The sequence below is a fragment of the Paenibacillus sp. MDV22-iso6 genome (genome assembly GCF_058408365.1).
This window is the reverse complement of the sequence record NZ_JBZVDZ010000008.1, coordinates 75482-90118: the sequence shown is the minus strand read 5'-3', so window position 1 is coordinate 90118 and position 14637 is coordinate 75482. Positions and strand designations below refer to the sequence as shown.

Sequence of the window (14637 nt, the reverse complement as noted above, 5' to 3'; positions counted from 1 at the left end):
TCGGCTCATTCCACTCGTTGGACAAGCCAGAAGCATTGGATCCTTTGGCACCATCATGTTGTTTCCATTCGGCAATTTGCTGGATCTGAAATGGCAGTATAGATGCTTGTGCCAATGGAAGCTTTCATAAATAAGCCGTGTTCCCTGGGGAACCGGCTTATTTATATATTACTTTTGCATTCATGGGGATACATAAGGATCACGTAATTATTTCAATTCATCCAGATTAGTTTAGTCGGAGGCTATCTTATATGAGTGTACCGTCCAATTCAGATCAACCCGGATCGCCGGGAATAAAGCAGCAGATGCAGCTGGATCATTCATTGCGTCTACAGATTTGGGAGACACCGCTGCTGCGGCACGGGAGCAGTGTGCTTGAAGCATTTGCTTGGGAAGAAGTCATGTGCCGCCGGGTGGGAGAGGGTCAGTTGCCCGTTGCTCATATATGGCGGCATCCAGATGCCTTTGTAGCAGGGCTGCGGGATCGGAGGCTACCACAGGCGGTAGAAGCGATGGAACGCATTAGAAGCCAGGGAACGGCGGTCTGTGTTCGTCCATCCGGTGGTGCAGCAGTTCCCCTGAATCCAGGGGTGGTTAACGTGTCATTAATTCTGCCGAACCCTGGGCGCGCTATCAATATTCACGATGATTTTCGGGAGATGGCCTCACTGATTGCTGAATCGCTAACACCGTGGTCGAGTCAGGCACGTACGGGGGAGATCGAAGGCGCCTTCTGTCCTGGGGATTATGATGTCAGCGTGGGTGGACTGAAATTCTGTGGTATTGCCCAGCGCAGACAGGCCAAGGCTTATATCATTACGGCCTTTATCATCGTGGAAGGACAAGGGGACCAATTGGCAGCAGACGTGCGTAAGTTCTATCAGGATGCAGCAGACGGTGCCAGCGAAGGTTATCCGGATGTTCGGCCCGGAACGATGGCGAGTTTGCAGGAACTGGCAGGTGTCCCTTCTGCTGCGGCGTATACAGCTTCGCTGGTACGTACACTGCGTCAGCGTTTTCCCCTGGCGGAGACGAGCCGTGTGTTGACCGTGGATCGGGAAGCCGTTAGACGGACGGCTGAGCAGATGAAACTGCGTTACGATTAGGTTCAGAAGCTTGGACTTGGAATTGGGTAATAGAGATGATATGATGTGATTTCGGAAGGAGAGTGTCTACATGGAAACTTTAAGATATACGTACTTATATGAGGTCATTTCTACAGGCGAAAAGTCTGAATTCAGCCAAATGGCTACAAGCAAGGAAGAAGCAGCTGCCCTGATCGTTGCACGTATCGCTGATCTTGAATTTACAGGTGAAGAAGATATCAAGCTGGGCGATCTGATCGCAATTAGCAAACAGGTTGGCGACAACTATGTTGCCTGTGAGGGTTGTGCGTCTTAAGGTAAACGCTCTGCACAGTGATTCTTAAATGATAAGCAAGTCTCTAGTATAGAGACTTGCTTTTTTGTATCTGTATTTGATTTATTCGATTCAGGTGTGCCTCGCTGAACAATAATTGCACGGGAAGAAATATGTTCATTTGAAAGTGGTTTTGCGAAAATGCGAGAAAAGGCATATTTTCACGAAAAATGCCGATCAATGTTCAGAATCGGTTCAGAGCTGATAGGTATAATCTTCCTACAACAGAAAGAGAAGGGAAGATTCGAACATGCGAAAAAAGGATCACCAGAAGCGCTCCAGGCTCCTGAGACGAATAGGGATTGTGATATTAACATTCTTTATGGTCTTTGGAATGCTGCCAGTTGTATTTCAACAAGGTGTCGTACAGGCCAAGAGTTGCTATGATCTAACGGAAAAAGATTCTGATGATGTTGAATGGAAGCTCATTCGTACGCCTGAAGAGCTCTATTGCGTAAGAGAAGACTTAAACGGTAATTACAAGTTGAAGAATGATATTTCTGAAGCAGCCATGAGCACGTTTTTGAACGGAGGATCTTGGACTCCAATTGCTGACATGATAGAAGATGAGCTTATGCCTTTTACAGGCAGGTTCGATGGGAATGGTTATTCAATCTCCGGTTTGAAAACGACGGATGAAAGTCAGAATTCTGTGGGGTTATTCTACGGATTACAAGGTGCTGAGGTTAAAAATCTTATATTAAATAATGTATCCTTTACAGGTGATGCGATGGTAGGTGGGCTTGCAGGAGGTATTAGAGAGTCACGCATTGAAGGCGTGCATATCAGTGGAAACATAAAAGGGAATATGAGAGTAGGCGGTATTTCAGGTTTATCGGACGGAAGTGAATATATAAATAACAGCACTAATGTTGCGGTAATTGCCTTAGGTGAGGATAGCGACTCACTCGGGGGACTTTTTGGAGAAAGTAATAAGGGCACAATCATTGCAAATGCTGCTGAAGGTACAGTGAATGGTTATGAGGCTATAGGTGGACTGATCGGAGAGTCGAATGATAATTTCATTCAACAAAGCTACGCTTCAGGACAGGTAACGGGTAACTACCAGGTAGGCGGTTTGATTGGCCAACTTAATTATGAACTTAGCCATACCATTGCAGACAATTATGTGGTTGGTTCAGTGAGATCTCATGCTACAGGGAATAATGATTTTTCTGCTGAAGCCATTGGCGGACTGATTGGTGAAGTGAAAAAATATGATGAATCAGCCTCCGCAAAAATAGATATTCAAAATAATTATGTAGCTGCGTCTATAGATATTACTGATCCTGATAATTCATCCTCACCGATTGATGAGCAGACCATAGGGTCATTCATAGGTTCTTTCGATGATCCAGAAGGTGAAGTAAGCTTCTCAAGTAATTATTATGATTTGAACAAAAGTAATACTAGCCAGCAGAGCAATTCGATCTACGCAGTGGGAGTTCTTACCGAACAGATGAAACAACAATCTAATTTCAATGGATGGGATTTCGCTGAAGTTTGGACAACTCGTAACAGGATCAATGATGGGTATCCGATCTTGCGTTCATCCAAGCTTATGACTGCGCCGACTCCACCTCTGCCTGATCGGACAATAGATTATTTGTATCCATATCCTACAAGCGGAACAATTACTCAGTCCACATCTAAAGTTATAGTGAAGCTTAATGAAGCTGGTAGATTTTATTTTGACAATCAATTGTTTGATGAAGAAATTGGGTGGCAGTCGGATGAAGATACTAAATTACATGCCTTAGCTAATCTATCTTATGTTGATCTAGAAGCTAATGAAGTAAGATCGTTCTTGTTTACAGGACTGGAAGAGAACACCTTGTACCGAATGTTCCTGGCGGTAGAAGATACGAATGGTCAGCTCTGGGACATGGGAGGTCGGGGATATGAAACACTTGCAAACTCAACGCCTCTTCCACAAAACGTAGTGGCTACACCTGGTGATGGTCAGGCTGCCATTGAATGGATTACAGAGCCAGAATTAGAATATCGCGTGTATATGTACCAAGGTACGGAGGCACCAAAGGATCCGGATCTGTGGACAAATGTGACGGACAGTTACATCGATGGACATATCGGTGGGCTGACGAATGGTGAATCTTATGTGTTTGCAGTTAGATCATATGCTTCCGATGAAGAAAATTCAGATTATGTTGCATCTAACGTGGTGATCCCGCAAGAGGAGAATAATAATGGTGGTGGATCTAATCCAGATCCAGACCCAGACCCGAACTTTCCTGCACCACAGCATGTAGTGGCAACAAAAGGTGAGAAAAAGGTTACGTTAACTTGGGATCTAATCATGAACGGATCAGCTTCGGTCTATATGTACGAAGGTTCGTCAGCACCAGTAGATCCTTCACAATGGGTACTTGTTACTTCTAATATTTTGAATAATAGTTGGGAAATTAATGATCTTAGAGAAGGCGAAAAATATATTTTCGCTGTTAGAGCTGTATATGAAGATGGCGTATCCGAATATGGAATTTCTAATTCAGTGAAGATTAACATAACTCCATCCAATCCAGAAACGCCAGGTAATGGGGGAGGTGGGGGAGTTATTACTCCTACTCCTGTAACGCCAACAACTCCACAAGCTCCACAGAAAGAAGTAATCAAAGTGGATGTAGCGAATGGGGATCAATCTTCAACGATCGCTTCCTTGGAGATTCAACGTACTCGAGGAACAGATGGTACGATTAAGGATGAACTTCTTCTTGATCAGAGTAGAACGCAAACCATTATCAACCAATTGAAACAGACAGGCTCCCGCACAGCGGTTGTCTTGATTCCAGACGCAAAAGATGAAGTATCGCAGTGGGATCTGAACCTCTCTCCACAATCGTCAGCAATGCTGGCTGAGCAAGGGGTGGATCTGGTTATTTCCAATCCTAATGTGAAGATTATCATTCCGGCGAGTTCCTTGAACGGACGCACAGATAATATTTATTTCCGTCTAGTACCGGTGAAGAAGGAAACCCAACGTTTAGAGATCCAAACGAGAGCACAGGCGAATGAATCGATCATCCAATCTGTAGGTACAACGGATATCCAGATCATCGGACGTCCAATGACAATCGAAACGAATCTCCAGAGCAGACCTGTTACACTCATATTGCCTTTGGATGCTAATCAGGTTGCAGGTGTGAAATCTGAGGAGCTAGGTGTATATATTGAGCATAGTGATGGGACGAAGGAGCTTGTGCACGGCAAAAAGGTTACCCTAAACGGTAATCATCAGCAAGGCGTCGAGATTGAAGTAAACAAGTTCAGTACATTCTCCATTGTTAAGGTCAAAGACTGGACAGACAACACATTGAAAGCACGACCGTATATTCAGGGGTACATGGATAGCAGTTTCCGACCAGAGCGTAACGTAACTCGTGCGGAAATGGCAACATTAATCACGCGTATTCTGGGAACATCTACTCTTAAGGGAAGTCATGAATTTACAGATGTTACATCCAGCCACTGGGCACAGGCGGCTATATTAGCAGCAGCTCAATCCGGTTCTGTTCAAGGTTATAAAGATGGCAGCTTTAAGCCGGATCAAGCGATTACCCGCGCGGAAATGGCTGTCGTGTTACAGCCGTTATTAACATCTGCTCAGATGACTACTGCGCCGACAGCATTTACCGATGTGAACGAGCATTGGGCGCAACAAGCAGTAGAACAATTAAGTTCGGCGGGAGTAGTTACCGGATACACGGATGGCACGTTCCGTCCAAGTCAGCCGATAACCCGCGCTGAAGCTGTTACAATGCTGAATAAGCTGATCGGTCTTCAAGCTGAAATGAATGCGGCAGGACATTGGTCGGATGTACCTGCCACACATTGGGCTTATGAAGCGATAGAGGCAGCTTCTATCCGCAAGTAAATAGTTGTATTCAAACTCAAAGAGATATCTTTCAGTCATTCGGCTGGAAATATCTCTTTTTTTACATCAACATATAGCACCATGGATTCAATGCGCTCCAGAGTACTCCCGGATGCTATGCCTAGCCCGAGAATCCTAATAAGGCGGCCATAACAGCTTGCGTGCAGTTTCGTAACGTTCCGCCACAGCTGGCCAGTACACAACCTTCCACCAGTCCTCGATATATTTTTTGCGTTCATTCTGGTGTTTCAGATAGTAGGCGTGTTCCCATACATCAAGTGGCAGGAGAGGCACGATGTCGGACTGGGACAGGTTCTGATGTTTCTCCGCCTGTAAAATCTCCAATCTGTGCGCCCGCGGGCTCCAGACCAGCATGGACCAGCCACTGCCTTCCACTTTGTTGGCCGCTTCAGTGAATTGATTCTTGAACGCTTCATAGCTGCCAAAATCCCGCTTGATCTGCTCTGCGAGCATACCGGAAGGCTTACCTCCACCTTTAGGGTTCATAATTGTCCAGAAGATCGTATGCAGGTAATGGCCTGCACCATTAAATGCGAGTTCGCGTTCCCAATGTTTAACGAGTTCAAAATTATTCTTTTTCCGCGATTCTGCCAGCTTTTTCTCCGCGGTGTTCAGTCCGTCTACGTAGGATTGATGGTGTTTGTCATGGTGTATACGCATCGTCATCTCGTCGATATGTGGTTCCAGCGCATTGTAGGCATAGGGTAGGGGTGGCAGTGTGTGTCCGCCAATAGGTACAGGTTTCTCTTTGACTGGCGCTGCTGAAGAGTTGGTTGTACCCTCGGCATTTGCATTGGGAGTCTTTACAGCAGTCGCTGAAGATTGTGCCTGTACCGCTGGAGTGGAGTTATTGATTTTTCCCGCAGCATTGGACGATTCTTCTACAGCTTCACGATAGGGCTGTTCAGATACGGGCGTTGAAGCAACTTGTACGTTGGGATCAGCCGGTTGTTCCGAGGTTTGAAGAATATGGTCCAGTGAAAAAGATGGATCAGACACCAAATCTCGCAAAGCTCCAGATTGTTTCAGCGTTTCAAGTACCCCCAGGAAATACTCCGATTCACGTATGAAATGCAGAATAACCACTTTGGCAATCGGCACCTGCTGAACAGCAGTACTTTGCTCCAGCAGGACGTACAGCTGTCTAATGAACTCACGCGATTGTGTGCAGGCCGCAGCCACGAGCTGTTCAATACAGCGGATGATGTAAGGAGCAGGCGGTTGGGTTCCCGGCAGTATTTGCTTCAACAGCTGATTCGCGACTCGTTCGCTATTCTCAAAAATCGCTTCCCATTCCGCAAGCCATTTGACATATGAGGGTTCAAGATCAGGAACCAAGGCACGAATGACAATCGTATGTTCCTTCTCTTGCTCTTTCCAGAAACGGACTTCTTCGAGTACCCGCAGAGGCAGCAGATGCCCATATCCATACCAATTCATAAGCGGTATACCTCCGTTCAGATGAATTTGAATTCAGATCCAGTAGCAGAAACGAATTGCTTCCCCGGTTCGCTCAATTTTGTAATATACAAGCTAGAGCTGTCTTTAATTACATCCCAAAAGTATATTCTTCAGGCATGTTGTCCTATGTATACACAAAAAAAAGAGCCCCTAGGGGCTCTTGAATTACCGGATTTTCACGATTCTCCGTTATTCGTATTTTCCACATCATCGCTGCTCGTCTTGGTCACATGACTCAGGAATGTGGAGACACGGCGCAGATATTCCTTCGGATGCTCCCGGAAGATCAGCTCATGATGCGCACCGTCCACAATCCATTCATCGGAATTCGGATTGGTTTGGTTGCCGGCAAGCAGCTCTGCAATCGGGTAAGGAGCTTTCTCATCCTCGGTACCATGGATGAAGAAAATCGGGAAAGGATAATCTTCTTTTTTCACTTCTTGATACGGAATTTGCTGCAATCCGGTCCCGTTCAGAATCGGGAACAGCAGGTTCATAATCTCCAGCGTAGGCTGCCGCGGAAGATCAATCTGATTATGGATGTTGTGATACAGCGTATCCGGCTCAAGCAGGAACGTGCTGTCCAGAATCATAGCATCCACATCTTTGGTAATAAGCCCAGTCTGCAGGGCTGTACCTGCACCCATGGAGAAACCCCATACGACAAGCTCCTGAGCTCCGCGCTGCTTCGCAAACTGGATAGCACCAAGCAGCTGCTGGGACTCGGCTTTGCCGCCTGTGGCAACAGCTTTGTTCACCTGTGAAGCGAAACCGTAATCGAACATCACCACATTGAAGCCAAGTTGGTGAGCATAATGGGCCAGATCATACATTGGTACCCAGGTCTCTTCACGATTCGCACCATATCCATGGCTGAATATGATGGTTTTGTTTGCATTATCATCAGCCGGAATATACCAACCCTGCATCGTTCGACTGCCGTCTGCTGCCGGGAACGTGATGTCTTGATACTTCATGTTCTTCGCCTGCATGGGATTGGAGAATACAGGCGCTACAGTTGGATTGGATAATACCCAAGCAATATAACCGTGTAGTGCAATGAAACAAAAGAGCAGAAAAAATACAACGGAGAGCAACAACGCCACGACAATATGTTTGAACCGGATCAGCCTCGGTGATAACGAAGAAGGCAGATCTGACACTTTCGTTTGCAGCGGGGCTTCGCTCTGGGATGTCGGATACATGATTGCCCCTCCTTTAAAAATCAAATGAAGATAACAACGAGACGAACAGAGCGGATAAATGATTTTTCTGACTACATATGAAGCAAAATCTTAATTTAATATATCTTTATCGTATGTTCCAATATAGTCAAAGTCAATTGATTGAGGCCATTTGTTACGCAATTGTTATATAGTTTTGAAGATATATGGGTAACATTTCCTTAGGGTGCAAATTGCAGGGGATTCTAATTTATAAAAAGAAAATATTTACAAATATCCCTATTCCAAATGGCGCTTTTTGGTTTACAGATGAGACCGTTTCTCATATAATTTATGTAACCAAGTTTCATGTGATGAAACATGAGGAGGGCAACTTGCCATGGAAGACCGAAAGTTAACCGTCCGGGCTGTAGAACGGGCGCTGGATATATTATTGTGTTTTACAACCCGCAGTGATCTGGGGCTCACGGAAATTGCGAGCCAGATCGGTCTGCACAAAAGTACAGTCCATCGTCTGATGGCTACTTTGGAGGACAAGGGGTTTGTGATCCGGGATGCAGCAACCGAGAAGTATCGACTCGGCATACGTATCTGGGAACTGTCTGCCCATATGTCTCGCAGCGATGATCCTGCCATTTTGCTCCTTCCTGCGATGGAGCGGCTGAGAGATCGACTGGGCGAAACCGTGAGTTTATATCTGCGTGATGGCAGTGAGCGGATTCGAATTCAAGCCGTACAGAGTGATCAGGCGATTCGTCGTGTAGCTCCGGTGGGCGTCAGACTTCCGTTATCTGTGGGAGCATCCAGTAAAGTGTTAATGGCTTTTGCCACCGAAGAGGACCGCGAAGATCTGATGAATGGACCGGAATGGCCGGTATTTATCGATCCCAAAGTATATTTGGCCCAGATGAAAGACATTCTGGAATATGGCTACGCAACAAGTTATGAGGAGCGTGAACCAGGAGCCGCGGCAGTATCTGTACCCATCATGGATCGGAAAGGCAACATCGCTGCTGCTCTGTCGGTATCCGGGCCTGTTAGTCGCCTTTCGCAGGAGACGTTGCATGAATATGCACCTGTACTGAAGGAAGCTGCTACACAGATGGGACTTATGTTATCCTGATTTTATGTTCTGGAATATAAAGGTTGTTTTTATGATTCGGTTGCGCTACTCTGTAATGGACGGCCCAACAGGGTCAGCAATTGAATATAAATTTGCGGCTTAAATGCTGCAACTTGTTAACGTTACTGGGGGAGTCCGAATTGTCCGGACTGAGACGGAATCGCATGAGATTCTGGACCCTTTGCACCTGATCTGGATCATACCAGCGTAGGGAAGTAATCGGCGATACGACCACGAACACCGTATAATGTGACCTATGGATGGACTCCGTTATGGAGTCTCTATAAGGTATGTTATTGGTGATGGACATAAGCCGGTTCCCTTGGGAACCGGCTTTTTTTATACAGTAAACAGGCGGAAGCTGGTGTCAGATCTGCTTTTGGATAAAGGGCTGGGTGCCATTGGCGAGCATTGGGTGTAAACCTTTTGCTTCGACTGTCTGTATTAATTGAAGTGTATGTCCCTATTTTGTGTGGTATGGTCGCTCTTCCTTTTTCTATGTTGTGGATGATTTGGACCCGTGAGCAAGCATTTCAATCCAGGCAATCACTAATGAGGAGGAGACAAGAGCGATGAGCACAGGAAACCGAATGATGGGACAGGACAAGCAGAATCTGCAGTTGGCAGAGGAAAAAGGTACGACAGGACGGGTTCAGCCCTTCCCGGGCAGCCGCAAAGTATACATTCATGGCTCACGACCGGACATTGCTGTACCGGAGCGCGAAATTGCCCTTCATGACACCAATACTCCCCAAGGAGTGGAGCATAACGAACCGCTGCGTGTTTACGATACGAGCGGACCAATGACCGATCCTGGATTTCATGCCGATATCCGGGCAGGGCTGCCAGCGCTGCGCACCCGCTGGATTACGGAGCGTGAAGATGTTGAAGCCTACCAGGGAAGAACGGTCAAACCGGAGGATAACGGATTGAAACCAGGAGGGAAGCGAACTGGAGCCGAGAAGTATCCAGGCTTGCGTGCTAAACCATTACGTGGACAGGCAGGGCGCAGTGTGACTCAGATGCATTATGCACGGCAGGGAATGATCACGCCGGAGATGGAGTTCGCCGCTATTCGTGAGGGTGTGGAGCCAGAGTTTGTGCGGCAGGAGCTAGCGAGTGGAAGGGCCATCCTGCCGTCGAATATTAATCACCCAGAGAGTGAGCCGATGCTGATCGGGCGTCATTTTCATGTGAAGATCAATGCGAACATCGGAAACTCTGCGGTATCCTCCTCCATCGAGGAGGAGGTGGAGAAGATGACTTGGGCCGTACGCTGGGGATCGGATACGGTGATGGATCTTTCCACAGGCAAGGACATTCATACGACCCGCGAATGGATCATCCGCAATTCACCTGTACCGATTGGAACAGTACCGCTCTATCAGGCGCTGGAGAAGGTCAATGGAGAAGCCGAAGCGCTGACCTGGGAGTTGTATCGTGACACGCTCATAGAGCAGGCAGAGCAGGGTGTGGACTACTTTACGATCCATGCAGGTGTGCTGCTGAGATATATTCCGATGACCGCCAAACGTATGACGGGCATTGTGTCACGGGGCGGGTCCATCATGGCAGCATGGTGCCTTGCGCATCATCAGGAGAATTTTTTGTATACCCATTTTGAAGAAATCTGCGAGATTATGAAAAGGTATGATGTGGCGTTCTCGCTCGGAGACGGACTGCGCCCAGGAAGCATCTATGATGCCAATGATGAAGCCCAGATGGCGGAACTGGCTACGCTTGGAGAACTAACACAAATCGCTTGGAAGCATGATGTGCAGTTGATGATTGAAGGTCCGGGGCATGTGCCGATGCACAAGATCAAGGAGAATGTCGATCTGCAAATGGAGATATGTAAAGAGGCGCCGTTCTATACGCTGGGACCGCTGACGACCGATATCGCCCCAGGATATGACCATATTACCTCGGCGATTGGGGCGGCGATGATCGGCTGGTTCGGCACGTCGATGCTCTGTTATGTTACGCCAAAAGAACATCTGGGCCTGCCCAATAAGGATGATGTGCGGGAAGGCGTTATCGCCTACAAGATCGCTGCTCATGCCGCTGATCTGGCGAAAGGTCACCCACGTGCCCAGCGGCGGGACGATGCGCTGTCCAAGGCACGGTTTGAGTTCCGCTGGAGGGATCAATTCAACCTATCGCTGGATCCGGAACGTGCGCTATCCTACCACGATGAGACGTTGCCGGCGGAAGGGGCCAAGGAAGCCCATTTCTGCTCCATGTGTGGGCCGAAATTTTGCAGCATGCGCATTACGCAGGATATTCGTGCTTTTGCCGCAGACAAAGGTTTGTCCGAAAATGAGGCCGTGGCAGCGGGCATGCAGGAAAAGGCTGAGGAATACCGGACGCGATTGTAATGCTTTTTTATTCTTGAATATAAATATAATAGACAATTCTCTTTTGCATATTTGGAAGAGAATTGTCTATTATATTTTTTTGTTAACTTACTAAATAATTTACGTGTTTAAACAGCCCATTGAAATTTTGGCTTATCATGTATCGGAGCGAACGACCGTGGATTTGGCGACAAACAAGTTGCTTCACCTACAGAAAATCGTAGATTTAAGAAGAGCAGGGCTCCTGCAATCATTCGGATCAAGTAACCCACTACACTCATCCGGATTTTCAGAAGAAAGTGAAACGTATGGGACGTATGGGTATTGGTCAATCTATGTCCAGACGGGGAAACTGCTGAGACAGTGCACGCAGGAGTTGTTCTTTGGATCAATAAAGGATGAGATCTCGTTAAAGGGCTGTCCCAAGCTGGATAAAGTCAAACATGAAGTTAGCTGGCCTATATGATCTATTACAACACTATAGATACCAGTCGAATATGAGAAGAATGACCCCTGTACAATACAGAGATCATTTTCTTGAAGCAGTATAGTTTTTTTATAAATGTCTTTGACATAGGGTACAGTTTACTATTGAAGCCCCTTTTAGTTTTTGTTGTTCCAAATAAAAAATAATAATCCCGCAATTACAAACAGCAATGCATCACTAAATTTAGGATTTCCTCCATAGAGAAGTGCGGAGCAAGCAAAACCTAATATAAATAATAGAAAAACATAAAGCAATCGCATACATTACTCACTTCCCTGTTACTATAATTACTAAAATAATAAAATCGGAATAAAATTAGCTTTTCTTATATTCTGACTCGAATTTTATCTTAGTAGCTGAAATTTTTTGCTGTCCCTCTAGTATCTGTACTAGCAGTTCCAGAGAAACCAACACTTACAGGCCCAAAGCTTAAACCGATACTCCCGGTTCCTTTGGCATGGTAATAGTTAGATTGGATTTGTGAGGATCCAGTTTGATTTCCTGTCTTTTTATGTTCCAAAGTAAAGACACCTGATGCAATTTGTTCCTTGATAATTGCGCCTCCAACAATATCAGCATTAAATCCGACACCGTTGTCTGCTACATAGGCAAAATTGCGCCCAGTTCTCATGGTAGTAAAGGAGCTGTTTCCGCTGTATTTAACTTTATCTTCATAGTATGCAGATCCTGGTACAGTTCTCCAATTTTCTTTATCAAAAGTAGCCCCATAAGGATCAGTCAGACGCCAAAAAGGCATTGATGTCCACTTGCCTGTCAGTGCAACCATAAATCTTTCTCGGTTATCAACATTATCAGTACGAACAATAGTTATATAATAGTCAAATTGTTTATCATCAATATCTGCTAAAGGGCGAACTTCTTCATTGGAATAAGGTTGTGCTTTTTGATGTGCCACAACTTCAATTGATCCATCTGATTTAGAAAGACTTTCTTTTAATTCCGGGCTCCAAGCTTCAATAAGCTCATATGGAATGCCCTGCTTTAGCAGGGATATGTCCAATTTTTCAGTTCTACTCTCTGCGAAAGTATTTGTAGGAATAAGAAATAGGCTTAGACAGCAGACCAACAGTAGCTTCGATAGACGCCATAAATTCATTGTAAAACCTCACCCTCTTCATTTTTTTGTTAAATTATAACAAAAAAAGTCTAACATAAAATCCCCCTACATGTCCACCTTAATAACCCATTTATTATAATTAAAAACACAAAAGTATTATTATGTAAATTTTATAATAATAAATTTAACATAAATTACTCTGATACAAATAAAGCGTAATAAAGCATATAATTAAACTCAGAGCTACGCCCAACTTCTTCTCCAAATACGATGCAAGCCTTGCCAGCGGGCTATAGATCAACAAGCCTGTGCCTGCTGTGACCCGTACTGCTGCGGGAGCCATCGACAGTTGAGCTGCGACTACCGTGTTATCCGGGAACTGCTCAGCAAGTTGTTGTAACCCGGTGCTCACTGCTGCAAGATAACCTTCCTTATCGCCTCGCATAATTAACTCGAATGTACCCGGGATCAGTACTGCTTCAGTCTTTATGGTCACGGCCTCGTGTCGCTGCTCATCTTCATCATCTTGCTGCAAAGCCTGATTCACCCGCGCCATCGTTCCTTCAATCGTTGCAGGGTTAGTAAACGCTAGAATGTACTCGCCAGGATTCTGCTGCATTTCCTGGAGTAAGGGATCATCAATACCAACCACGGGTACGGGAACATGTTGTACCTCCTGCTCAAGTACGGCTGCAAACAGGGTACAGGTGACAAGGATGGCGTCGGCATGACAATGTGCGATCCATTGCAGCGTTTGTGATACTTTCTCATGTATAACTGCTTCGGTGAAATCAGCATCATCTTTGAGGCGATCCAGCCCCGGATCGACATAATGTACAAGTTCAACCTCATAAGGAGCGAGAGTTTCTTCAATTAGTGCAATATTGGAATAGTGAGCGTGAAAACAGCCAATGGTCATCATCATACTTGCCCCCTGAAATGGATTATCTCTCATATAAGTTCCGTAGATATTTAACCCATTATAGGTATGTGACAATAGACTGTACATATTTAAAATAATTGAGGTAGCAACATTTATCGTGAAAACGCGAATAACCGTTCATCCACAACTTCGCAGAGGAACGGTGCGAACCACGTAAGCGATTCTCAATTCGCTCATCATTTCATTTATCGCATAGAAGGGGCAGCATTCTTTTTAGCCATTTTTTGTTGCAAAATTTCATGAAAGGATAGACCTTGAGTGTTCTCATTCTCCTTTTTGGGAGCAGTGGTCGCCGTGTTGCGCGGATATTGGTGGTGGTACGGGATCATTTGCTGAATAGGCATGCGGATCATCTTGGTTCCTCCTTTAATGCATTTTCGAATATGCATATGTGATTATTAATAGGTTATGTATTCCGACGGGGTATCGTCTCTGTTACGCAAATAGGTATATGTGACTTGTTAGACGAAATAGGCAACTTAAGGTGTAATTCCAATTGGATTGTAGTGATTTTACCCCGTATTCAGGAGATGTAAACGTTTTTAAGTAAATTCAGGAGGAAAGGACCGCATATGTGAGGTTTTGTATGGGAGGATAGAAGCGGTCGTTAAGTGAATAGACCCAGTTTTGGGAATGCCAATTGTGTCGAAATTAAGACATATTGTCTGGTTG

Annotated in this window: 11 protein-coding genes and 1 riboswitch; of the genes, 6 read left to right on the top strand and 5 right to left on the bottom strand. The window is 45.6% G+C overall.

Going from position 1 to position 14637, the window contains the following annotated elements:
* The first annotated feature begins 251 nt into the window (after positions 1 to 251).
* The 3 genes from AC4PM4_RS22110 (at position 252) to AC4PM4_RS22100 (ending at position 5311) form a co-directional block, all read left to right on the top strand.
* Positions 252 to 1106 (top strand): lipoate--protein ligase family protein, encoded by an 855-nt coding sequence (locus AC4PM4_RS22110; protein WP_079695741.1) that lies wholly within the window; start codon positions 252 to 254, stop codon positions 1104 to 1106.
* A 70-nt stretch (positions 1107 to 1176) separates the two neighbouring features.
* Complete coding sequence (locus AC4PM4_RS22105; RefSeq protein WP_053779639.1) at positions 1177 to 1401, top strand: hypothetical protein; 225 nt, start codon at positions 1177 to 1179, stop codon at positions 1399 to 1401.
* 352 nt (positions 1402 to 1753) lie between these two features.
* On the top strand, positions 1754 to 5311 hold the full coding sequence (locus AC4PM4_RS22100) for an S-layer homology domain-containing protein (protein WP_491614597.1): 3558 nt from the start codon (positions 1754 to 1756) through the stop codon (positions 5309 to 5311).
* A gap of 135 nt (positions 5312 to 5446) precedes the next feature.
* Here the strand turns inward: AC4PM4_RS22100 and AC4PM4_RS22095 are convergent, their stop codons facing one another.
* Both AC4PM4_RS22095 and AC4PM4_RS22090 read right to left on the bottom strand, forming a co-directional pair.
* Positions 5447 to 6772 (bottom strand): Fe-Mn family superoxide dismutase, encoded by a 1326-nt coding sequence (locus AC4PM4_RS22095; protein WP_491614596.1) that lies wholly within the window; start codon positions 6770 to 6772, stop codon positions 5447 to 5449.
* Between the two features lie 197 nt (positions 6773 to 6969).
* A complete protein-coding gene (locus tag AC4PM4_RS22090; protein ID WP_063568039.1) occupies positions 6970 to 7998 on the bottom strand; it encodes an alpha/beta hydrolase in 1029 nt (342 codons plus the stop codon).
* 358 nt (positions 7999 to 8356) lie between these two features.
* On the opposite strand from AC4PM4_RS22090, the gene AC4PM4_RS22085 reads away from it, so the two are divergent.
* From AC4PM4_RS22085 to AC4PM4_RS22075, 3 genes are all read left to right on the top strand, one after another.
* Positions 8357 to 9100, top strand: coding sequence for an IclR family transcriptional regulator (locus tag AC4PM4_RS22085; protein WP_063568040.1), 744 nt, complete (start codon positions 8357 to 8359; stop codon positions 9098 to 9100).
* A gap of 117 nt (positions 9101 to 9217) precedes the next feature.
* Positions 9218 to 9331, top strand: a riboswitch (TPP riboswitch).
* A gap of 359 nt (positions 9332 to 9690) precedes the next feature.
* Positions 9691 to 11478 (top strand): phosphomethylpyrimidine synthase ThiC, encoded by a 1788-nt coding sequence (gene thiC / locus AC4PM4_RS22080; RefSeq protein ID WP_491614697.1) that lies wholly within the window; start codon positions 9691 to 9693, stop codon positions 11476 to 11478.
* Positions 11479 to 11635: 157 nt separating this feature from the next.
* The gene (locus tag AC4PM4_RS22075) at positions 11636 to 11923 is read left to right on the top strand and encodes a hypothetical protein (protein ID WP_491614595.1); all 288 of its coding nucleotides are present in this window, start codon (positions 11636 to 11638) and stop codon (positions 11921 to 11923) included.
* A gap of 370 nt (positions 11924 to 12293) precedes the next feature.
* On the opposite strand, the gene AC4PM4_RS22070 is transcribed toward AC4PM4_RS22075, so the two are convergent.
* The 3 genes from AC4PM4_RS22070 to AC4PM4_RS22060 all read right to left on the bottom strand — a co-directional run bounded on the left by AC4PM4_RS22070 (position 12294) and on the right by AC4PM4_RS22060 (position 14318).
* Positions 12294 to 13061, bottom strand: coding sequence for a hypothetical protein (locus AC4PM4_RS22070; protein ID WP_274569485.1), 768 nt, complete (start codon positions 13059 to 13061; stop codon positions 12294 to 12296).
* Between the two features lie 145 nt (positions 13062 to 13206).
* Positions 13207 to 13947, bottom strand: a complete 741-nt coding sequence (locus AC4PM4_RS22065) for a hypothetical protein (protein WP_491614594.1) — start codon at positions 13945 to 13947, stop codon at positions 13207 to 13209.
* A gap of 203 nt (positions 13948 to 14150) precedes the next feature.
* Positions 14151 to 14318, bottom strand: coding sequence for a hypothetical protein (locus tag AC4PM4_RS22060; protein ID WP_161490662.1), 168 nt, complete (start codon positions 14316 to 14318; stop codon positions 14151 to 14153).
* Positions 14319 to 14637 lie beyond the last annotated feature (319 nt).